This is a genomic window from Enterobacter cloacae complex sp. 342H5, assembly GCF_050030905.1.
GTDB classification, from domain to species: domain Bacteria; phylum Pseudomonadota; class Gammaproteobacteria; order Enterobacterales; family Enterobacteriaceae; genus Enterobacter; species Enterobacter intestinihominis.
Genome location: NZ_JBLGVB010000001.1, coordinates 1,930,062 through 1,952,705, shown reverse-complemented (window position 1 = coordinate 1,952,705; position 22,644 = coordinate 1,930,062). Strand labels below are relative to the sequence as shown.

Sequence of the window (22,644 nt, the reverse complement as noted above, 5' to 3'; positions counted from 1 at the left end):
CACTGCTCAATGGACGTGAACGCCCAACCGCCAGGCAAAGTAGATCTCTTCTTTCAGCTCGTTTGAAGAGAGCGCCAGCAAATCCGTAAATTCCAGCTCAAGTTGTTTCAGCTTTTTCAGGTACTGCGCCGGAGACAGATTGCTTTTATCGCGACGTAAATATTCAATTGCCAGCTGTGTTGGGGTTATTTCAGTATCCATGATGTCCTCGCTTATGTTCAAAACGTGACCAGTATATCACAATCAGGCGGCTAATTTTTGACCAAAAGCAAGACATTCGGAAACTTTACACAACGGCCGTCGTCAGTCTGGATGAACAACACAGGCGATCCTGCTCGTCCAGAATATCAATCTGCCATACCTGATGACGACTTCCGGCGTGCAGTGCGCGGCAAACACCGCGCACGCGCCCGCTGCGAACGGAGCGGATGTGGTTGGCATTGACCTCCAGCCCGACCACCTTCTGCTCCCCTTCCGTACACAGGTAACCCGCGACCGACCCCAGCGTTTCGGCCAGCACGACGGACGCACCGCCGTGCAGCAGGCCAAACGGTTGATGAGTACGGCTGTCTACTGGCATCGTCGCTTCAAGTTCGGTATCGCCAATGCGCGTAAACTGGATATCCAGCAAACCGACCATGTTTTCTGCACCCATAGCATTTAAGGCCTGCAGAGTGACCGCACGTTTCCAGATCATCCGATAATCTCCAGTAAAGCCTGCAAGGGATGGCGAACGCCGTTACCTTCCACCCGTTTCACCTGGCTGCGGCAGGAGTAGCCCGTCGCCAGACAGCGGTTACGCGGCAGGCGCTGCATTGCCTGGTGCCACGACAGCTCGTAAATGCCGAGCGAGTTAGCGTGGTTTTTGACTTCATGACCGTAGGTTCCGGCCATACCGCAGCAGCCCACGCTGACGCTTTCCAGCTTCGCGCCAAAGCGCGCGAAGATAGAAGCCCATTGGGCAGGCGCCGTCGGCAGCGCGGTCACTTCGGTACAGTGCCCAAACAGGTACCAGGATTCTCCGCTGACCTCCTGAGGGGCCGTTTGCTTCAGCACCGCAGGCAGCCACTCATGCACCAGTAAGACCTGAAAATCACCACGCTTATCGCCGAGCGTCTGCTTATATTCATCCCGGTAACAGAGCACCAGCGCCGGATCGACGCCCACCATTGGCATATCGAGCTGCGCCACGCGATTCAGGAAATCTGAAGTTTTCTGCGCGGTTTTCGCGAAGCGGGTCAGGAAACCTTTAATGTGCTGCGCCTTGCCGTTCGGCGAGAACGGCAGTACCACCGGCTGGTAGCCAATTTTCTCTGCCAGACGGACAAAATCAGCCACCACCTGCGCATCGTAATAGCTGGTAAACGGATCCTGCACCACCAGCACCACCTTCGCTTTCTGCTCAGGGCTTAATGCTTCCAGTTGTTCCAGGGTCATGTTCGCCGAGCGGTGCCCCACCAGCCGACGCTGGAGCGATGGCACCGACAGCAGCGGCAGATCCACCATGCCGATATGTTTTTCAGACAGTTTGCGCACCAGCGGCTGATTGATAAAGAAGTTAAAGGTTTTTGGCGCACGAGCCATTAGCGGCGCGTAACTCTCCACCGTTGCCACCAGATGATCGCGCATCGGGCGCAGATAACGCGTGTGGTACAGCTGGAGGAAGCGGGAACGGAATTCCGGCACGTCAATTTTAATCGGGCACTGGGTTGAACACGCCTTGCACGCCAGGCAGCCGGACATCGCCTCTTTCACCTCATGCGAGAAATCGTATTCGCCTTTATTCGCATGCCAGCTGTTGCGGGTCCGTTCGATGAGCCCGCGCAGGCTGGCGCGTTTTTCCGGCAGCTCCTGTTCCAGCTTGAGCGGGTCAATGCCGCGGTCGGCCAGCAGGCGCAGCCATTCGCGCACCAGCGTCGCACGTCCTTTTGGGGAGTGGATGCGGTTGCTGGTGATTTTCATCGACGGACACATCGGGCTTTTCACATCGAAGTTGAAGCACAGCCCGTTGCCGTTGCACTCCATCGCGCCGCGCCAGGAAGCGCGAACCGCAATCGGAATTTGTCGGTCATAGGTGCCGCGCTTGACGGCGTCTACCTGCAACATCGGCGCATCAACGCCCTCTGGCGGGCAGATTTTACCCGGGTTAAGACGGTTATCAGGATCAAAAGCGGCTTTCACCTTACGCAGCTCGGCGTAGAGTTGTTCACCAAAAAACGCCGGGCTGTACTCGGCGCGGAATCCTTTGCCATGCTCTCCCCATAACAAACCGCCATATTTGGCCGTAAGGGCCACGACCTCGTCGGAGATCTCCTTCATCAGGATCTCCTGCTGCGGATCGCACATGTCCAGCGCCGGGCGCACGTGTAGCACACCCGCGTCAACGTGCCCGAACATGCCATAGCTCAGACCATGGCTGTCGAGCAGCGCACGAAACTCCACAATATAATCCGCCAGATGCTCCGGCGGCACGCAGGTATCTTCCGCAAATGGAATCGGCTTCGCCGCCCCTTTCGCGTTACCGAGCAGCCCCACCGCCTTTTTACGCATCGCGTAGATTCGCTCGATGCCGGAGAGGTCGTTACACAGCTGCCAGCCAATAACGCCGCCCTCACCCTGTGCAATCAACTCGTCCAGACGCTGGCAGAGCGTGCTCACCTGGCTCTCAATCAGCTCTGCGTCATCCCCGGCGAACTCGACGATGTTCAGACCGAGCATCTCTTTATCCGGCACGTCGGTAATCAGTTCGCTCACCGAATGCCAGACAATATCTTCCCGGGCCAGGTTCAGTACTTTTGAATCAACGGTTTCCACCGACAGCGCCCGCGCCTCCACCATAAACGGGGCATTACGCAGCGCGGAGTCAAAGGAGTTGTATTTGACGTTCACCAGACGGCGCACCTTCGGCAGCGGGGTGATATCCAGACGCGCTTCGGTGATAAAGGCCAGCGTACCTTCTGACCCGGTCAGTACGCGGGTAAGATCGAACTGGCTCAGATCGTCATTAAAGACATGGCGCAGATCGTAGCCCGTCAGGAAGCGATTGAGCTTGGGGAATTTGTCGAGGATCAGTTCGCGATTTTCGCGGCAGCGCTCCAGCACGGTGCGATAAATCCGTCCGCTGGTGGTGCTCTCTTTTGCCAGCGTTTCAGCCAGTTCGACCGGCAACGGCTGGGTATCGAGAATATCGCCCCCCAGCAGCACCGCCCGCACACCCATGACGTGATCGGAGGTTTTGCCGTAGACCAGCGAGCCCTGCCCTGAGGCATCGGTGTTGATCATCCCGCCAAGGGTTGCGCGGTTACTGGTGGAAAGCTCGGGCGCAAAAAAATAGCCATACGGTTTTAAAAACTGATTCAGCTGATCTTTGATTACCCCCGCTTCCACACGCACCCACCCCTCTTCCGGGTTGATCTCAATGATGCGATTCATATAGCGGGACATATCAACGATGATGCCCTGGTTCAGCGCCTGCCCATTGGTGCCCGTCCCGCCGCCGCGCGGGGTAAAGACCAGGGAGCTGAAACGCTCCTGCGACGCCAGACGGGCGATGAGGGCCACATCGGCGGTAGAGCGCGGGAAAACGACGGCATCGGGAAGAAGCTGGTAAATACTGTTATCGGTTGCCATCGTCAGCCTGTCGGCATAATCGGTGGCGGTATCACCTGTAAAACCCTGTTGCTCCAGTGCCTGCAAAAAATTAAGCACCAGTTGAACGACGCCCGGTGCCTGAGAAATCTGTGGGATCATTGCTGTCGACCCTAATGAGAATAGTGTGAAATCGTTTGCGTTGTGTCTGGAAAGTTTTATCACATTTTTTTCTTATGTGCTTCGTAGAATTACGGGCAAAATCCGCCTGTCAAAAATTGCTGAAATCACTAATGATTAGAGAGATGCGGTTTATATTCCCATCAGCCTTGCTGGTGTTCATTTAAGGAAAGTTTCGTTTATGGTCAATCTTCGTCAGCCCAGGGATGTCGCACAGATACTGCTGTCGGTGCTGTTCTTAGCCATTATGATTATTGCGTGTCTGTGGATTGTTCGTCCTTTCGTGCTCGGATTTGCCTGGGCCGCGACCGTCGTGGTCGCAACCTGGCCTTTACTCTTACGTTTGCAGAAACTGCTGTTTGGTCGCCGCGGCCTTGCCGTGCTGGTGATGACGCTGCTGCTGTTCCTGCTGTTTATTATTCCCATTGCGCTGCTGGTTAACAGCCTGGTTGACAGCAGCGGCCCGGTTATTCGCGCGGTCACCAGCGGTGACATGACGCTGCCGGATCTCGCGTGGCTGAACAGCATTCCTGTTGTGGGCGCAAAACTATACAGCGGCTGGCACAGCCTGCTGGAGATGGGCGGTAGCGCCCTGATGGCCAAAGTGCGCCCGTACATCGGCACAACTACCACCTGGTTTGTCGGGCAGGCTGCGCATATTGGTCGCTTTATGATGCACTGTGCGTTGATGCTGGTCTTCAGCGCCCTGCTGTACTGGCGCGGCGAGCAGGTTGCGCTGGGGGTACGCCATTTCGCCACCCGGCTGGCAGGTAAACGCGGCGATGCGGCCGTGCTGCTGGCAGCCCAGGCCGTTCGCGCGGTGGCGCTCGGCGTGGTGGTCACAGCGCTGGTGCAGGCGGTGCTTGGCGGTATCGGGCTGGCGGTTTCCGGCGTACCTTATGCCACCATTTTCACCGTTGTCATGCTGATGACCTGTCTGGCACAGCTTGGTCCGCTGCTGGTGCTGGTTCCCTGCATTATCTGGCTTTACTGGACGGGGGACACGACCTGGGGCACGGTGCTGCTGGTCTGGAGTTGCGTGGTGGGCACCATGGATAACGTGATTCGTCCTCTCCTCATCCGCATGGGCGCTGATCTGCCGCTGATTCTGATCCTGTCCGGGGTGATCGGGGGGTTGATTGCCTTCGGCATGATTGGCCTGTTTATCGGTCCGGTGCTGCTTGCGGTAACCTGGCGTCTCTTCTCTGCCTGGGTGCATGAAGTGCCGCCACCCGGAACCGATCCGGACCTCATCTTAAGCGAACTTGAAGAGCTGGAAGATAAGAACGCGCAGTAAGAACCTTTGCCGGGTGGCGCTAACGCTTACCCGGCCTACACTCTTCGCAGAAATACTTAAACGTTGCTAAACTATTTATTCTCTGCGCACTGGTCAGACCCGCCTTTTCATGCCTAAAACCGTCATTCTCTTCAAGAAATCTTTACCTCCCTTTAACTATTGAGACGAATCCGATCGACTCATAAAGTTGGCATGCCTACTATTAAGACACGGTTATAAATCAACACCTTGATTTATAAGCATGGAAATCCCCTGAGTGAAACAACGAATTGCTGTGTGTAGTCTTTGCCCATCTCCCACGATGGGCTTTTTTTTTATTTACCTTATGCTGAGGGCATAGGATTTAGGCGTGTTTTAAACGAAAAAACCGTTCATTACAGACGGATGAATAGAGATGAAAGAGTTTTACTGTTTAGTTCCATTCGTCATAAGCATATGCCATTTCACTATCAACTGAATATCTTTCTCGTACCGCCAGGTGTCCCTTTTACTCTGAATTATTAGTCGCCTCTGCCCGTTCATCAGCGCGAGCACGTTCACGTTGTAATGAGCATCACCACGTTTAAGGCGGCTGACCACTCCAGGAGCAGCGCCTGCACCTTTTTCTTCTGTCAATAATAGTTATGTGGGTTATTTTCCCGCCATAAGAAAAAAGATAAACATCAAGGCAAGCACAGTAAATGATATAACAGCCAAACTGGCGTTCCTAAAAACGCCATCATTTAGCTTTATCTTTTATACTTTTTTCAACCTGAGCATGAAGATTCATGCAGTTTATATACCCTTCTCTACGCGCTGCGTTGACTTCCGTAGCGTGTCTTAACTCCATTGCTAACAACTTATCTTCCATGACAGAAAGGCGATAAATCAGGGCGCACACAATCATTAAAAGAATAATGAATAACACCGAAATATCTACAACCACTTAACCTCTCCAGTTACTTATTGAATCCTGAGTTCTGACGCTATGCACTGTAGGTCTTCGTTTTCCCTGCATTGCGTTGTCATGTAGCCGTTGCACAGGGAACTTAAATCAGACAGAGTCCGTATCTTCATTTAAATTTCATCTTTTATAGCTCATCAAACCTATCAGGCTATCTGGCGCAGTCCTGCAACCAGCAGACGGTGAGGAGTAGCTATATCAGTTCCAGGCTCAGAGCAAGGCGGCTAAGACTATTCTTATGCGAACTATTTTTTTAAGTTATTAGTGCTTTGTAAGTTCATTTTCTTCTTTTAATTGCTTGAAAGAGGACTCGCCTTTGTGGCCAGGCGAGTCCTGAATATTAATTTTTACAAATTTCACTCCTACTCAACATCTGCCATTCCCCCTCCAGCACCCGCGTCTCCCCGGTCACCTGCACGTTCACCACCTCGCGTATATCCGCCGAGGATGCGCCAACCTGTAGCTCAAATTCCCCTGGCTCGACAATCCGCTTCCCGTCCCGGCGGGTGAAATTAAACATCTCCACCGGCAGGGTAAAGGTCAGGGTGGCGTTTTCTCCCGGTGAAAGCGTAACGCGTTGAAACGCTTTCAGCTCCTGAAGCGGACGAACCTGCGTCGCGACTTTGTCACGCACGTACACCTGTATTACTTCGCTGCCGCTGCGCTCCCCGATGTTGCTGACATCGACGCTTAACACCACCTCTCCGTCGACCGGGACGTGGCTTTCAGCGAGACGCGCCGCACTCCAGCGAAACTGCGTCCAGCCCAGACCGTAACCGAACGGGTAAAGTGCGCCGAAATGGAACGCAAACGGCGTGCCGCCGCTTTTCAGCTTGTGGTTATAGTAGTACGGCATCGCCCCGGCGTTTTTCGGCACGCTGACTACCAGCCTGCCCTGCGGCTCCGCGCGGCCGGTTAAGATATCGGCAATCGCCCAGCCCCCTTCCTGCCCCGGCGCCCAGGCCATCATCAGCGCGGCCACCTTCTCTTCCAGCCCCTGAAGGTTATAAGGACGCCCGCCCGTCATGACGACAATTACCGGCTTGCCGGTTGCCACCAGCTCCTCAAGCAGCTGTTGCTGCACGCCCGGCAGATTCAGCGAATCGGTATCCGATCCTTCCCCCACGGTGCCGCTCTGGAATAGCCCAGCGAGGTCGCCCACGCAGGCCACCACCACGTCACTCTCTTTTGCCGCGCTCACGGCTTCGGGGATCAAATCCGTGCGTTGTGAAACCGGCGATTGCTGCATCGGTTTACCGCCGCTGTCGCCCGGGAACACCGGCGCACCCGCCATCCGTTTTTCGATAATGTGGCACCCTTTGGCGTAACGTATCTGCGATGCACCAAGGTACTGTTCCAGCGCCGCGCGCGGGGTTGTCACCTGCGAGGTCTCTTCAACCATATCGCTGATGATCAGGTGAACCGGGAAGCTGTAGCCGCTCAGCAACGCCAGCGGATCGTCCGCCGTCGGCCCCACTACCGCTACACGGGGTTTTCCGCCGAGGGGCAAAATGCCGTTATTTTCCAGCAGCGTGATCGATTTTGTTGCCACCTCGCGCGCTACCTGCCGGGTCGCCTCATTCTGCAAATCGATACCTTTTTCGTCGGCGTACGGTTTTTCAAACAGCCCGAGACGGAATTTTTCACTTAGCACGCGCGCCACAATCTCATCCACTTTCGCCATTGAGATAAGCCCACGCTCTACCGCTTCCGCCAGATGACGCGCGCAGTCATCCTTCGGCAATTCCACGTCCAGCCCGGCGTTAAACGCCAGCGCCGCCGATTCTGCTGGATCGTGAGAGATCCCATGGTGCTGGTGCAGCAGGCTGACGCCGCCGTAATCCGCGACAATAATGCCGTCGAAGCCCCACTGTTCACGCAGCACGGTGGTGAGCAGGAAATGGTCGCTGTGCCCTGGCTGATTATCGATGTCATGATAGGCCGGCATCACCGAACCGGCGTTGGCCAGCTTCACCGCCATCTCAAACGGTAGCAGGAAGGTATCGTTTAGCTCGCTGAAACCCAGATGGACCGGCGCATGGTTGCGCGCCCCTTCGCTGAAGGAGTGCCCCACGTAATGTTTCAGGGTCGCCAGCAGATCGCGCTTATCGCCCTGCAACCCCTTCACGTACGCCGTCGCCATCACCCCTACCAGCCACGGATCTTCCCCAAAGGTCTCTTCCGTCCGTCCCCAGCGCACATCGCGCGAGACATCCAGCACCGGGGCCAGCCCCTGCTGGCACCCGACAGACCGGGCCTCGTTGCCAATCTGCTCCGCCGCGCGCTGCACCAGCGCCGGGTCCCAGGTGGAACCGTAGTTCAGCGACGACGGGAACAGGGTTGCATCTTTGCACAGCAGCCCCACCAGACACTCCTCATGAAACAGCGCCGGAATGCCGAGCCGGGTCTCCTCCATCATCATACGTTGCAGGCGGTTAGCGGCACGCACGCCGGTTTTTGCATCAACAATGTGCGTGCCGAGCGGACGGGTGATCTGCCCGACGCCCAGCTTCAGCCTTTCGCTGAGGGACGCCTGTTCGCTCACGCCAGCGAACTCATCGCTCAAATCGCTGCGCTCGCGGTGGTTGCCGTGTTCATCGAGGATCAGCCAGTACGCGTGCATCTGGGCAAATTTCTCTTCCGGCGTCATACGCGCCAGTAAATCAGCGACACGCTCGTGTACGGGACGTCCCGCGTCCTTGTAGATCACAGTCATGGTTTACTCCTGTAGTGCGGATTGGGTTACCGGGCTGAGCTGCCCCGCATCGTTTCGAATGTCTCGCTTGCTGGCCAGCTCACGGGCAATGGAATCCACCAGTCGGCTGTTGAGTTTGTAGATAGCAAGGAGCGCCACCATGCAGAGGAACAGCGCGCAGGGGATGAGGGTGAACAGGGCATTGATGGTTGCGAGGACGTGAGGCGCCTGGTTTGCCTGTCCGGGCGCGTAATCCACCATGCCCAGCACCCAACCGACTACCGCCCCACCCAGCGCCAACCCAAACTTGATGGCAAACAGGGCGGTAGAAAAGACCAGCCCGTCCAGACGGCGGCCGCTGCGGTGTTCTTCGTAGTCCACCACATCGGAGAACATGGTCCATTGCAGCGGCGTGGTCAGGTTCTGAATAAAACTAAACACAATATTCAGACCGAATATCAGCCACACCTGCGAAGGAGGAATGAAGAAAATCAACGCGCCAAAAATAACGAAAGAAATAATGGTCCACTGATAGGCACGTACGCGATCAAATTTCCCCAGCAGGCGTTCAGATAATAATGCGCCGCTTAAGGATGCCACCATGCCGGAAACAATAAAGGCAAAGACCAGTTCAGGACGTAACAGAACATAGTTAACGTAATACATGGTCGCAGAGCCACGCGTCACGACGGCGGTTAACAGTAAAATATTAAACAGAAAAACAATTCGCCACTGGCTGTTGGCGGCCAGCAGTTTTAAATCCGTCAGCATCGAGCCGGAGGTGTCATTGCGCGGCGAGTAACGCTCCCGGGTCATAAAGAAGCAGCAGAAGAATAAAATAATACCCAGCAGCCCCATCAGGCTCATGGCATAGAAATAACCTTTTTGCACATTCCCCTGACCTAATAATGAGACCAGCGGCAGCGCGATGACCGTTACAATCAACCCGCCGATAAACGACAGGCCAAAGCGCCAGGATTGCAGCGAGTGGCGCTCGCGCGGGTCGAGCGTCAGCGCGCCGGGCATGGCGCAGTATGGAACGTTAATCGCGGAGTAGATCAGGCTCAGGATGGCATAGGTTACGCAGGCATAGACAATTTTCGCCGTCTGCCCGGCATCCGGTACGTAGAAGGTAATCAGGCAGCTCACGCCAAACGGAATGGCAAACCAGAGCAGCCAGGGACGAAAACGACCGTGGCGGGTCTGAGTGCGGTCCACCAGCGCGCCAATACACGGATCGACAAACGCATCGATCACGCGCACCACTAAAAACATGGTGCCCATAATGGCCGCCGGCAAACCGAATACGTCCGTATAGAAATAAGCGAGAAATAACGTTGCCGTTTGCCAGACCAGCGCGCTGGCCATATCACCGAGGCCATAACCTATTTTATCTTTGGTACGTAATACAGAGGAGATTGTCATTGTTATTTGCCTTTTTATCAGGTTAAAACGTATTTCAACCAGTCGCGCATCATCCCGACGGATGTACGCGGTAAGGCTCAAGTATTAGCAACGCCCTGCCCACTAACAATTGTCTAAATTAACAGATAAATTATGATATTTGGTTTTTTGCTTTATTTGTGATGGTGAGCATATTCGCAGGAAAATAAAAAAGGCGAGGACAGATATCCTCGCCTTTTTCAGGTTATGCAGGTTTTACTTGTTCAGCTCTGCCAGGCTCAGCCAGGTTTGCACCACGGTGTCCGGGTTCAGGGAGAGGCTATCAATCCCCTCATCCATCAGCCAGGCCGCAAAGTCTTCATGGTCAGAAGGACCCTGCCCGCAGATCCCGACATATTTACCCTGTTTCTTCGCCGCACGGATGGCCATGGAGAGCAGCGCTTTCACCGCCTCGTTACGCTCATCAAACAGCTCAGAGACGACGCCGGAGTCGCGGTCCAGGCCGAGCGCCAGCTGCGTCATATCATTCGAACCAATGGAGAAGCCGTCGAAGTGCTCCAGGAACTGCTCGGCCAGCAGGGCGTTGGACGGAATTTCACACATCATGATGATCTTCAGCCCGTTCTCGCCGCGCTTCAGCCCCTGACGCGCCAGCTCATCCACCACCGCTTTCGCCTGATCCACGGTACGGACGAACGGGATCATGATTTCCACGTTGGTCAGCCCCATGTCGTTGCGCACGCGTTTTACCGCCTCGCACTCCAGCGCGAAGCAGTCGCGGAAGCTTTCCGACACGTAGCGTCCGGCGCCGCGGAAGCCCAGCATCGGGTTCTCTTCTTCAGGCTCGTAGCGTTCGCCTCCCACCAGGTTGGCATATTCGTTGGACTTAAAGTCCGACAGACGCACGATCACGCGTTTCGGGTAGAAGGCCGCGCCGAGCGTGGCGATGCCTTCCGTCAGGCGGCCGACATAGAACTCTCTCGGCGAGTCGTAACCCTTCATCATCTCGCGGATTTCGTTTTGCAGCTTCGCGTCCTGGTCGTCAAACTCCAGCAGCGCGCGCGGGTGAACGCCGATCATGCGGTTGATGATGAATTCCAGACGCGCCAGGCCCACGCCTTCGTTCGGCAGGCAGGCGAAGTCAAACGCGCGATCCGGGTTACCGACGTTCATCATGATTTTCAGCGGCAGGTCCGGCATGGTATCCACGCTGGAGCTCTTCACGCTGAAGTCGAGGATATCGGCATACACGTAACCGGTATCGCCTTCGGCACAGGAGACCGTCACGTTCTGGTCGTCCTTCATGCGTTCGGTCGCGTCACCACAGCCGACTACCGCCGGGATCCCCAGCTCACGGGCAATGATAGCCGCGTGACAGGTACGGCCACCGCGGTTGGTGACGATAGCAGCCGCTTTCTTCATGATCGGCTCCCAGTCCGGGTCGGTCATGTCGGTCACCAGCACGTCGCCAGGCTGAATGCGATTCATCTCGCTGATGTCGTGGATCACTTTCACCGGACCGGCACCGATGCGGTGACCAATCGCACGACCTTCCGCGACAATTTTGCCCTGCGCGTGCAGGGTGTAGCGCTCCATGACCTGACCGCGCGAACGGACGGTTTCCGGACGCGCCTGCACGATAAACAGCTTGCCGGTGTGTCCGTCTTTGGCCCACTCGATGTCCATCGGACGGCCATAGTGTTTTTCAATCTGCACCGCCTGCTTCGCCAGCTCTTCCACTTCGGCGTCGGTGAGCGAGAAGCGATCCCGCTGCTCCTGCGGCACATCTTCAATGGTGACCTGCTTGCCATGCTCTTGCGTCGGGGCATAGATCATGCGGATTTTTTTCGAGCCCATGGTGCGGCGTACCACTGCCGGACGGTTAGCCGCCAGCGTAGGCTTGTGCACGTAGAATTCGTCAGGGTTCACCGCCCCCTGCACCACCATCTCGCCCAGACCCCACGCGGAGGTGATAAACACCACCTGGTCGAAGCCGGATTCCGTGTCGATAGAGAACATCACGCCGGAAGAGCCCACGTCGGAGCGCACCATGCGCTGTACGCCTGCGGAGAGCGCGACGCCGCGGTGGTCATAGCCCTGATGCACGCGATAGGAGATGGCGCGGTCGTTGAACAGGGAAGCAAACACATGCTTCACCGCCACCAGTACCGCCTCGTAACCCTGGACGTTGAGGAAGGTTTCCTGCTGTCCGGCGAAAGAGGCATCCGGCATATCTTCCGCGGTAGCGGAAGAGCGCACGGCAAAGGAGGCCTGCGCGTCGTCAGCGGAGAGCTGGTTGTAGGCGTCATGGATGGCTTTTTCCAGTTCCGGCTGGAAAGGTGTGTCGATGATCCACTGGCGGATTTGCGCGCCGGCTTTGGCAAGCTCGGTGACATCATCAATATCCGTTTTATCCAGCAGGTCGTAAATGCGCTGGTTTACACCGCTCTGGTCTAAAAACAGGTTAAACGCATCGGCGGTTGTGGCAAACCCGTTTGGTACGGAGACACCCATACCGGACAGATTTGTAATCATTTCACCCAGGGAGGCATTTTTGCCCCCAACTCTGTCTACATCATTCATGCCGAGTTGGTTATACCAAAGCACCAGCGGTGACGAGCCATTGTTGGACATCGAAACAATCCTTTTGTGATATTTGATCGGAGTAAGAAACACCTGACTACGTATTTATACTGGCATATTTATTTCCGCTAAAAAAACGGTGAATCGTGTAAGCAATTTAAATTTTCAACTTTTCGGACAGTTTCCCCGCACTCCCTAACCCGATGATTCCTATAGATTCCGGCAAAAACCATTGAAATAACGCCGCTAATCAGAAAATGAAATCCACTTTTCAGGAAAATCAAAAACACCATTTCATTTTAAATTCAGATAAGTTCTTTGCTGTGCAATTAACTTTTTTAATTTATGCTTTCAGGCAATTACGTACGCTATTCTGGGTGGATAAAATGGATAATGCTGTCGATCGTCACGTTTTTTATATTTCTGATGGGACGGCGATTACCGCCGAGGTGCTGGGACACGCGGTGATGTCGCAGTTTCCCGTGTCGATAAACAGCATCACGCTGCCGTTCGTGGAAAACGAGAGCCGGGCCAAAGCGGTCAAGGACCAGATCGACGCCATTTACCAGCAGACCGGTGTTCGTCCGCTGGTGTTCTATTCCATTGTGATCCCTGAGATCCGCAACATCATTCTGCAAAGCGAGGGCTTCTGTCAGGATATCGTGCAGGCGCTGGTTGCACCCTTGCAAAGCGAGCTGAAGCTCGACCCGACGCCGATCGCTCACCGTACCCACGGGCTGAACCCCGGCAACCTGACCAAATACGATGCGCGTATTGCCGCCATTGACTACACTCTGGCGCACGACGACGGGATCTCGCTGCGCAATCTGGACCAGGCGCAGGTCATTTTGCTAGGCGTGTCGCGCTGCGGTAAAACCCCCACCAGCCTTTACCTGGCAATGCAGTTTGGCATTCGCGCCGCTAACTACCCCTTTATTGCCGATGATATGGACAACCTGGTGCTGCCTGCCGCGCTCAAGCCGCTTCAGCATAAGCTATTTGGGCTGACCATCAACCCGGAACGACTGGCGGCGATCCGCGAAGAACGTCGCGAGAACAGCCGCTACGCCTCAATGCGCCAGTGCCGAATGGAAGTCTCCGAAGTCGAAGCGCTGTACCGGAAAAATCAAATCCCCTGGCTGAACAGTACCAACTATTCAGTAGAAGAAATTGCCACCAAGATCCTCGATATCATGGGACTGAATCGCCGCATGTACTAATATGCTAGTACATTAATCCAGTTTCAGTTATTATCATGCCATCCTCGGGGCGACGTGCCCCGAACTTGAAATCAGCAGGGATTGGTTTAAGGTGATGCCCATCACTTCCCGGTAGTCTGCCGATGAAGCAAAAAATTTCTGAGACATTCCATGAACAAAACCGACGAACTGCGCACCGCGCGCATTGATAGCCTGGTCACCCCGGCTGAACTGGCCCGGCTGCACCCCGTTTCCGCCGAGGTGGCGGACCATGTGACGGCCTCCCGTCGCCGCATCGAAAAAATTCTCAATGGTGAAGACAAACGTCTTCTGGTAGTAATTGGCCCCTGCTCCATCCACGACCTGGACGCGGCGATGGATTATGCACAACGCCTTCAGACGCTGCGCGGCACGTATCAGGATCGCCTGGAGATCGTGATGCGTACCTACTTTGAAAAACCGCGTACCGTCGTGGGCTGGAAAGGATTGATATCCGATCCCGATCTGAACGGTAGTTACCGGGTGAATCACGGCATTGCGCTGGCGCGCAAGCTGCTGTTACAGGTTAACGAGCTGGGCGTGCCGACCGCTACCGAATTTCTGGATATGGTGACCGGACAGTTTATTGCCGACCTCATTAGCTGGGGCGCGATTGGCGCGCGTACCACCGAAAGCCAGATCCACCGTGAAATGGCGTCGGCGCTCTCTTGCCCGGTGGGCTTCAAAAACGGAACGGACGGCAATACCCGCATCGCCGTTGATGCCATCCGCGCGTCACGCGCCAGCCATATGTTCCTCTCCCCGGATAAAAACGGCCAGATGACCATCTACCAGACCAGCGGCAACCCGTTCGGACATATCATTATGCGTGGAGGTAAAAAACCGAATTACCATGCAGAAGATATTGCCGCCGCCTGCGAAACGCTGGCGGAATTTGACCTGCCGGAGCATCTGGTGGTGGATTTCAGCCACGGCAACTGCCAGAAACAGCACCGCCGCCAGTTGGACGTCTGCGATGAAGTCTGCCAGCAGATCCGCAGCGGCTCGACCGCCATTGCAGGAATTATGGCGGAGAGCTTTATCAAAGAAGGCACGCAGAAGATCGTCGCCGGACAGCAAATGGTGTACGGCCAGTCGATTACCGACCCGTGCCTGAGCTGGGAAGACAGCGAACGGCTGCTGGAGAAGCTGGCTTCAGCCGTGGACACGCGCTTTTAAAATCCTGCCGGGTGACGCTGCGCTTACCCGGCCTACGGTACGTGCCCTTCTCCCTCTCCCCGTGGAGGGGTCGGGGTGAGGGCATCAGACCGCACCTTCCCCCAAATTTGATCCCGTCACACAATTTTCACAAAAACGCTTGCTGTGAAAATGCAGTTTATTGATAATGATTATCATTGTTACATTGATTGTTATTTATAAACATTATGTCACCGACCGATAACAGCGCGGCAACGCCAGTAAAAACACACACAGCGCCATCCCCTGCTTCCACCGATCGCCGCATCGACAGCAAAAGCCTGTTGGGTGAGGAAGGCCGGGTGATTATCGAGCATGACGGCCAGCACTACCTGCTGCGCCAGACCAATGCCGGAAAACTGATCCTGACTAAATAATCCAGACAACACATTCGCCAGCCACCCAGGTGATCCCCAGGCAGCCAGCGCTTTTCAATTCTTATGGAGAGTTGCTATGCCACACCTGCAATCCGCGTCTTTACGCCCGTCTCTTCTGGCGCTGGCAATTGTCAGCACCCTGCCGGGCGTTGCGTTTGCCGCCACAGACGATATCACCGTTACCGCCACCGGCAACGCCCGCAGCGCCTTCGAAGCCCCCATGATGGTAAGCGTGATTGACGCCACCGCGCCGGAAAACCAGACCGCCAGCTCCGCCGCCGACCTGCTGCGCATGGTGCCCGGCCTGACGCTGGACGGCACCGGGCGCACCAACGGTCAGGACGTTAACCTGCGCGGTTACGACCGACGTGGCGTGCTGGTGCTGGTGGATGGCGTACGTCAGGGCACCGATACCGGACACCTGAATAGCACGTTCCTCGATCCGGCGCTGATCAAACGTATCGAAGTGGTACGTGGCCCTTCCGCCTTGCTGTACGGCAGCGGCGCGCTGGGCGGCGTAATTTCATATGACACCGTCGACGCCAGCGATCTGCTGGACGCAGGTAAAAATAGCGGCTATCGCGTATTTGCTACCGGTGCAACGGGCGATCACAGCATCGGAATGGGCGCCAGCGCCTATGGCCGCACCGATACCCTGGACGGTGTGGTCTCCTGGTCCAGTCGCGATCGCGGCGACATTCGCCAGAGTGACGGCGCGAGGGCGCCAAACGACGAATCCATCAACAATATGCTGGCGAAAGGCAGCTGGAAAATTGATCCGGCTCAGACGCTGAGCGGTTCCCTGCGCTACTACAACAACGACGCGCAGGAGCCGAAAAATCCGCAGACCACGGATGCCAGCAGCAGTAACCCGATGACCGATCGTTCCACCATTCAGCGCGATGCCCAGCTTGGCTACCGCATTGCGCCAGCCGGAAACGACTGGCTGAACGCCGATGCGAAAATTTACTGGTCCGAAGCGCGGATCAACGCCCAGAACATCGACGCCAGCGGCGAGTTCCGTAAGCAGACCACCAAAGGCGGCAAAGTGGAAAACCGCACCCGCCTGTTCAGCGACTCCTTCGCCTCGCACCTGCTGACCTACGGCGGGGAATACTACCGTCAGGAGCAACACCCTGGCGGCGCGACCACCGGCTTCCCGGACGCTAAAATCGACTTCAGCTCCGGCTGGTTGCAGGATGAGATCACCCTGCGCGACCTGCCGGTAACGCTTCTCGGCGGGACGCGTTACGACAACTACCGCGGCAGCAGCGACGGTTACGACGACGTGGATGCGGATAAATGGTCATCACGCGCCGGGTTAACCGTGAGTCCAACCGACTGGCTGATGCTCTTCGGCTCTTACGCCCAGGCCTTCCGCGCGCCAACGATGGGCGAGATGTATAACGACTCAAAGCACTTCTCTATCGGCAGCTTCTACACTAACTACTGGGTGCCGAACCCGAACCTGCGTCCGGAGACCAACGAAACCCAGGAGTTCGGTTTTGGGCTGCGTTTTGACGATCTGCTACTCGCCAACGACGCGCTGGAGTTCAAAGCCAGCTACTTCGACACCAAAGCAAAAGATTACATCTCTACCACCGTCGATTTTGCGGCGGCCACCACCATGTCCTATAACGTACCAAATGCCAAAATCTGGGGCTGGGACATGATGGCGACCTACTCGACCAGCCTGTTCAACCTCGACGTGGCCTACAACCGCACGCGCGGGAAAGATACCGACACGGGTGAATATATCTCCAGCATCAACCCGGACACCGTCACCAGCAAGCTGGATATCCCGGTGGCGCAAAGCGGCTTCTCCGTGGGCTGGATCGGCACCTTCGTCGAACGTTCAACGCACATCAGCAGCAGCTACAGCGAGCAGCCTGGCTACGCAGTAAATGATTTCTACGTCAGCTATAAAGGCCAGCAGCAGTTCAAAGGCATCACCACCACCCTCGTGCTGGGGAACGCCTTCGACAAAGCCTACTGGTCACCGCAGGGCATCCCGCAGGATGGCCGCAACGGCAAGATCTTCGTCAGTTATCAATGGTAATTCCCTTCGGGGCAACGATTCAGAAGGATAAGATTATGGGTCACTACACACGCTGGCTTGAGCTTAAAGAAGAACATCCGGGTAAGTACGCCCGTGATATCGCCGGATTAATGCACATCAGCGAAGCAGAGCTGGCATTTGCGCGCGTTGGACACGACGCCTGGCGGCTGCGCGGTGAAATCCGCGAGATTCTGGCAGCGCTGGAGTCCGTGGGGGAAACCAAATGCATCTGCCGTAACGAATACGCCGTTCACGAACAGGTTGGAGCGTTTACTCACCAGCACCTCGGCGGTCATGCCGGGCTGGTGCTGAATCCGCGCGCGCTGGATCTGCGTTTGTTCCTCAACCAGTGGGCGAGCGCGTTTCACATTAGCGAAACGACCTCCCGCGGTGAACGTCAGAGCATTCAGTTCTTCGATCATCAGGGCGACGCTTTACTGAAGGTCTACACCACGGATCACACCGACGTTGCCGCCTGGGGCGACGTCCTGACCCGTTTTATCATTGCCGATAACCCCGCTCTGGCGCTGAAGGCTGTCGAAGCCCCCGCGCATTCCGACGGTGCAGATGCAGGCTCGGTAGAGAAAGAGTGGCGCGCCATGACCGACGTGCATCAATTCTTTAGCTTATTGAAGCGCCATAACCTGAGCCGCCAGCAGGCGTTTCGTCTGGTGAGTGACGATCTGGCCTGTAAGGTGGATAACAGCGCGCTGGCACAACTGCTGGAGACGGCGCAACAGGGCGGAAACGAAATCATGATCTTCGTCGGCAACCGAGGCTGCGTGCAGATCTTCACCGGTGTGGTGGAAAAACTGACGCCCATGAAGGGCTGGCTGAACATCTTTAACCCAACCTTTACCCTGCATCTGCTGGAGGAGACTATCGCGGAGACGTGGGTTACGCGTAAGCCCACGGCAGACGGACACGTTACCAGCCTGGAGCTGTTTGCTGCGGATGGAACTCAGATCGCCCAGCTCTACGGGCAGCGTACCGAAGGCGAGCCGGAGCAGAGCCAGTGGCGCCGCCAGATTGACGCTCTGACGCCAGAAGGGCTGGCCGCATGAAAAACTGGTTTGCCCTGCTCTGCGCCCTGCCGCTGGTCGCCGTCGCCGCGCCGGAGAGAATTGTCGCCCTCGGCGGCGACGTGACGGAGATCGTCTACGCTCTCGGCGCGGAGTCTTCTCTGGTTGCGCGCGACAGTACCAGCCAGTGGCCGCAGGTGACAAACGCGCTGCCTGACGTGGGGTATCTCCGCCAGCTGAATGCGGAGGGAATTCTGTCCGTACGCCCGACGCTGGTGCTGGCAAGCGACCAGGCGCAACCCTCTCTGGCGCTGAAACAGGTTGAACAGAGCCACGTCCGGGTGGTTACCGTTCCCGGCACGCCTGACCTGCGCACGATTGACGAAAAAGTGCGGGTGATAGCTCAGGCGACGCATCATGAGGTGCAAGGGGAAACCCTGCGCAACTCGCTGCGTCAGGCGCTGGCGGCTCTGCCCTCAACACCGCTCAACAAGCGGGTGCTGTTTATCCTCAGCCACGGCGGAATGACCGCAATGGCGGCCGGGCAACAGACCGGCGCGGATGCGGCAATACGCGCCGCCGGGTTGCAGAACGCCATGCAGGGCTTTACCCGCTATCAGCCGCTCTCCCAGGAGGGGGTAATGGCCAGCCAGCCGGATCTGGTGGTGATTTCGCAGGACGGCCTTAACGCGCTGGGCGGCGAACAAAATCTGTGGAAACTGCCCGGCCTGGCGCAAACGCCAGCGGGACGAAGCAAGCAGGTGCTGGCTATTGATGACATGGCCCTGCTGGGCTTCAGCGTCCGCACGCCGAAAGCCATACAACAGCTGCGTGCCAGAGCGGAGCAACTGCCCTGATGTCCCGGCGCATCACGTTATCGTTATGGCTTCTGGCGGGGTTGCTTACCGTCATGACGTTCATGGCTTCCGGTTTTGGGGCGTTACGCCTGCCGGTGAACGTGCTGTGGAGCGGCAGCGATGAGACGCTACGCCAGATCTGGCTCACCATCCGTCTGCCCCGCGTGCTGCTGGCGCTGGTGATTGGCGGGTCGCTGGCGCTCGCCGGCTGCGTCATGCAGGGGCTGTTCCGCAATCCGCTGGCCGACCCGGGCCTGCTCGGGATCAGCAGCGGTGCGGCGCTGGCCGTCGCCCTGTGGGTGGTGCTCCCGCTCTCGCTGCCCGCGCTGGTGATGCTTTATGCCCCGATGCTGGCGGCATTTTTTGGGGCGCTGGCAGCCACAGGCGTGATCTTCCTGCTCAGCAAGCAGCGTGACACCTCTCTGTCACGTCTGTTGCTGGTGGGTATCGCCATCAATGCCCTGTGCGGTGCGGCAGTGGGTGTGCTTTCGTGGGTCAGCAATGACGCCCAGTTGCGTCAGCTTTCACTCTGGGGAATGGGTAGTCTCGGTCAGGCGCAGTGGTCAACGCTGCTCGCCGTGATCTCGCTGATGGTGCCTGCCGCTCTGGCGATCTGGCGTTGTGCCAGCGCGTTAAATTTACTGCAACTGGGTGAAGAGGAAGCGCATTATCTCGGCGTGGACGTTGCCCTTGTACAGCGAATATTACTGTTATGCAGCGCTCTGCTGGTCGCTGCGGCTGTCGCCGTCAGCGGCGTGATTGGCTTTGTCGGACTCGTGGTGCCGCACCTGATGCGCATGTGGCTGGGCGCCGATCACCGGGCAACCCTCCCCGGCACGGTTCTCGCGGGCGCTTTTCTGCTGCTGGTGGCGGATACGGTAGCCCGCACTCTGGTCGCCCCGGCAGAAATGCCGGTCGGGTTGCTCACCAGCATCCTTGGCGCCCCCTGGTTCTTATGGCTCATTTTTCGTCGTGGAGAACAGCATGGCTGAACGTTATACGGCTGAAAATCTGACTTTTACCCGGTCTGGCCGCACGCTGACAGATAACGTTTCGCTGTCACTGTCGCAGGGAGAGCTGGTTACATTGATCGGTCCCAACGGCGCGGGGAAATCCACGCTGCTGCGGCTGCTGACCGGCTACCTGAAACCCGACAGCGGCGGCTGTTCGCTGGCGGGGAAAGCGCTGGATGAATGGCACCCGGAGACGCTGTCCCGCTATCGGGCAGTGATGCGTCAGCATACTCAGCCTGGATTTGACTGGCTGGTGGAGGAGATCGTTGGAATGGGGCGTGCGCCCTGGTCGCGTCAACCTGAACCGTCGATTGTGCGTGAGGTGATGCAGCTGACCGGTTGCCTGCCGCTGGCTGGCAGACGTTATCATTCCCTCTCGGGCGGCGAGCAGCAGCGCGTTCAGCTCGCCCGCGCGCTGGCGCAGCTGTGGCGTGAGGGAACGCCGCGCGGCTGGCTGTTTCTCGACGAACCCACTTCAGCGCTGGATCTCTACCACCAGCAGCATCTGCTGCGCCTGTTGAAATCGCTGACCCGTCTGGGTCATCTTCACGTCTGCGTGGTGCTGCACGATCTTAATCTCGCCGCGTTATGGTCGGACCGGATCCTGCTGTTACACAACGGCAGGATTGTTTCTCAGGGCATACCGGAGACGGTATTGCAGGCCGACGCTTTGGCGCGCTGGTACGGTGCGCAGGTGCACGTCGGCAGACATCCGGCGCACGCCGCACCGCAGGTTTTTCTCGCCCCTTAGCTTGAGCAGCTCACTTCCAGTCGCTTGCCCCAGTCCGGCGGGCGGCTGACATAGTCATCCTCCCGGTCGGCAAACGGCGTGCGCAGGGCGATATGCAGCCGATGCAGCTCGGCATAATCCCCCTGCTCTGCCTGCTCAATAGCCCGCTGCGCCAGCCAGTTGCGCAACACCATCGCCGGGTTAACCGCCTTCATCCGCGCCTGGCGGGTATCGTCATCAATCTGTTCCTGCTGTAAACGCGCCCGGTAAGCGGCAAACCAGTCATCAAACGCCTGTCGATCGATGAACTCGTCACGCAGCGGTGAAGCGGCGCTCTGCTGCGCAGTCTGGCTCAGCATACGGAAGGTTCGAGTATAGTCGCTGCCTTCACGCGCCATGATGGCAAACAGCCCATTCAGCAGCGCGTTATCGCCTGTTTCCTGCGTCATCAGCCCCAGCTTGTTGCGCATTAACACACCATATTCCCGCAGCAAGACCTCCTGATAGGTGTCGAGCGCATCGTTCAGGGCATCGACGTCGATAAACGGCGACAGGCTTTGCGCAAGCCGCTGAAGGTTCCACAGCCCCACCGCAGGCTGGTTGTCGAAACGGTAACGCCCCTGATAGTCCGAATGGTTACAGATGTAACCCGGTTGATAGTCATCAAGGAAGCCGTACGGACCGTAGTCAAACGTCAGCCCTAACAGGGACATGTTGTCGGTATTCATCACCCCGTGGGCAAAGCCGACGGCCTGCCAGCGGGCAATCATTGAGGCGGTGCGCGCGACAATATCACGGAACCAGAGAACATAGCGGTCCGGTTCGTTTTGCAGGTGCGGCCAGTGACGTCGAAGGGCGTAATCGGCAAGCTGGCGGACATTATCCGGCTCGCGGCGATAGTAGAAGTGTTCAAAATGACCGAAACGCAGATGGCTTTCCGCCACGCGGATAAGCATCGCCCCCTGCTCTATCGTCTCGCGGGCCACCGGCGTGTCGCTGGTGACAATGGACAGCGCGCGTGAGGTGGGGATCCCCAGGGCATGCATCGCCTCGGAAGCCAGACTCTCACGAATGGTTGAACGCAGCACCGCGCGGCCATCCCCCATGCGTGAGTACGGTGTTAACCCTGCCCCTTTCAGGTGCCAGTCGAGCGTTTCGCCATTCGGCAGAACCTGTTCACCCAGCAGGATGCCGCGACCATCGCCGAGCTGTCCCGCCCAGACGCCAAACTGATGTCCGCTGTAGACCTGAGCCAGAGGCTTCATGCCCGGAAGCAGCGTTTCGCCGCCCCAGACACCGGCGCCCTTTTCTGGCTGAAAAAGTGTCGAAGGGATGCCAAGCGAATCCGCTAATGCATCATTATGCCAGATAAGACGCGCGTTCTGTAAAGGCGTGGGCTTAAGCGCGGTGTAAAAGCCGGGTAATTCATCGTGCCAGTGAGCAGTAAAAGACAGGGTCATA

General features: G+C 57.1%; 17 protein-coding genes and 1 other RNA gene. 10 read left to right on the top strand and 8 right to left on the bottom strand.

The window, feature by feature from the left end:
* Positions 1-6: 6 nt before the first annotated feature.
* The 3 genes from ACQG03_RS09435 to ydiJ all read right to left on the bottom strand — a co-directional run bounded on the left by ACQG03_RS09435 (position 7) and on the right by ydiJ (position 3,750).
* Positions 7-201 carry a YdiH family protein gene (locus ACQG03_RS09435; RefSeq protein WP_003857766.1) on the bottom strand — a complete coding sequence of 65 codons (195 nt, stop codon included), beginning with the start codon at positions 199-201 and terminating at the stop codon, positions 7-9.
* Between the two features lie 85 nt (positions 202-286).
* Positions 287-697, bottom strand: a complete 411-nt coding sequence (gene menI / locus ACQG03_RS09430; RefSeq protein ID WP_022647858.1) for a 1,4-dihydroxy-2-naphthoyl-CoA hydrolase — start codon at positions 695-697, stop codon at positions 287-289.
* Complete coding sequence (gene ydiJ, locus ACQG03_RS09425) at positions 694-3,750, bottom strand: D-2-hydroxyglutarate dehydrogenase YdiJ (protein WP_063146059.1); 3,057 nt, start codon at positions 3,748-3,750, stop codon at positions 694-696. Before ydiJ ends, menI begins: the two co-directional genes overlap by 4 nt.
* A gap of 199 nt (positions 3,751-3,949) precedes the next feature.
* Between ydiJ and ydiK the strand changes: the two genes are divergently transcribed.
* Both ydiK and rprA read left to right on the top strand, forming a co-directional pair.
* Entirely contained in the window at positions 3,950-5,065 is a 1,116-nt protein-coding gene (gene ydiK, locus ACQG03_RS09420; RefSeq protein WP_063163264.1) for an AI-2E family transporter YdiK, read from the top strand.
* Positions 5,066-5,274: 209 nt separating this feature from the next.
* Positions 5,275-5,382, top strand: an RNA gene (gene rprA / locus ACQG03_RS09415) — antisense sRNA RprA.
* Between the two features lie 401 nt (positions 5,383-5,783).
* On the opposite strand, the gene ACQG03_RS09410 is transcribed toward rprA, so the two are convergent.
* From ACQG03_RS09410 to ppsA, 4 genes are all read right to left on the bottom strand, one after another.
* Entirely contained in the window at positions 5,784-5,990 is a 207-nt protein-coding gene (locus ACQG03_RS09410; protein WP_022647855.1) for a hypothetical protein, read from the bottom strand.
* Between the two features lie 358 nt (positions 5,991-6,348).
* Positions 6,349-8,724, bottom strand: coding sequence for a glycoside hydrolase family 3 N-terminal domain-containing protein (locus ACQG03_RS09405; RefSeq protein WP_063163263.1), 2,376 nt, complete (start codon positions 8,722-8,724; stop codon positions 6,349-6,351).
* Between the two features lie 3 nt (positions 8,725-8,727).
* Positions 8,728-10,128, bottom strand: a complete 1,401-nt coding sequence (locus ACQG03_RS09400; protein ID WP_038415905.1) for an MFS transporter — start codon at positions 10,126-10,128, stop codon at positions 8,728-8,730.
* A 234-nt stretch (positions 10,129-10,362) separates the two neighbouring features.
* Positions 10,363-12,741: a phosphoenolpyruvate synthase gene (gene ppsA, locus ACQG03_RS09395; RefSeq protein WP_023305974.1), complete on the bottom strand. Its 2,379-nt coding sequence runs from the start codon at positions 12,739-12,741 to the stop codon at positions 10,363-10,365.
* A 335-nt stretch (positions 12,742-13,076) separates the two neighbouring features.
* On the opposite strand from ppsA, the gene ppsR reads away from it, so the two are divergent.
* From ppsR to ACQG03_RS09355, 8 genes are all read left to right on the top strand, one after another.
* Positions 13,077-13,910, top strand: coding sequence for a posphoenolpyruvate synthetase regulatory kinase/phosphorylase PpsR (gene ppsR, locus ACQG03_RS09390; RefSeq protein WP_017384644.1), 834 nt, complete (start codon positions 13,077-13,079; stop codon positions 13,908-13,910).
* A gap of 150 nt (positions 13,911-14,060) precedes the next feature.
* A complete protein-coding gene (gene aroH / locus ACQG03_RS09385) occupies positions 14,061-15,107 on the top strand; it encodes a 3-deoxy-7-phosphoheptulonate synthase AroH (RefSeq protein ID WP_023299917.1) in 1,047 nt (348 codons plus the stop codon).
* Positions 15,108-15,313: 206 nt separating this feature from the next.
* Entirely contained in the window at positions 15,314-15,502 is a 189-nt protein-coding gene (gene hemP, locus ACQG03_RS09380) for a hemin uptake protein HemP (RefSeq protein WP_063163262.1), read from the top strand.
* Positions 15,503-15,578: 76 nt separating this feature from the next.
* On the top strand, positions 15,579-17,561 hold the full coding sequence (locus ACQG03_RS09375) for a TonB-dependent hemoglobin/transferrin/lactoferrin family receptor (RefSeq protein WP_063137540.1): 1,983 nt from the start codon (positions 15,579-15,581) through the stop codon (positions 17,559-17,561).
* 35 nt (positions 17,562-17,596) lie between these two features.
* A complete protein-coding gene (chuS, locus tag ACQG03_RS09370; protein WP_063163303.1) occupies positions 17,597-18,625 on the top strand; it encodes a hematinate-forming heme oxygenase ChuS in 1,029 nt (342 codons plus the stop codon).
* Complete coding sequence (locus ACQG03_RS09365; RefSeq protein ID WP_023299914.1) at positions 18,622-19,440, top strand: heme/hemin ABC transporter substrate-binding protein; 819 nt, start codon at positions 18,622-18,624, stop codon at positions 19,438-19,440. The genes chuS and ACQG03_RS09365 overlap by 4 nt, the downstream gene beginning before the upstream one ends.
* Positions 19,440-20,432, top strand: a complete 993-nt coding sequence (locus ACQG03_RS09360; protein WP_022647846.1) for a FecCD family ABC transporter permease — start codon at positions 19,440-19,442, stop codon at positions 20,430-20,432. The genes ACQG03_RS09365 and ACQG03_RS09360 overlap by 1 nt, the downstream gene beginning before the upstream one ends.
* Positions 20,425-21,204 carry a heme ABC transporter ATP-binding protein gene (locus ACQG03_RS09355; protein ID WP_022647845.1) on the top strand — a complete coding sequence of 260 codons (780 nt, stop codon included), beginning with the start codon at positions 20,425-20,427 and terminating at the stop codon, positions 21,202-21,204. Before ACQG03_RS09360 ends, ACQG03_RS09355 begins: the two co-directional genes overlap by 8 nt.
* Here ACQG03_RS09355 and selO read toward each other — a convergent pair.
* Positions 21,201-22,643: a protein adenylyltransferase SelO gene (selO, locus tag ACQG03_RS09350; protein ID WP_063163261.1), complete on the bottom strand. Its 1,443-nt coding sequence runs from the start codon at positions 22,641-22,643 to the stop codon at positions 21,201-21,203. The genes ACQG03_RS09355 and selO overlap by 4 nt on opposite strands.
* Between the last annotated feature and the right edge of the window lies 1 nt (position 22,644).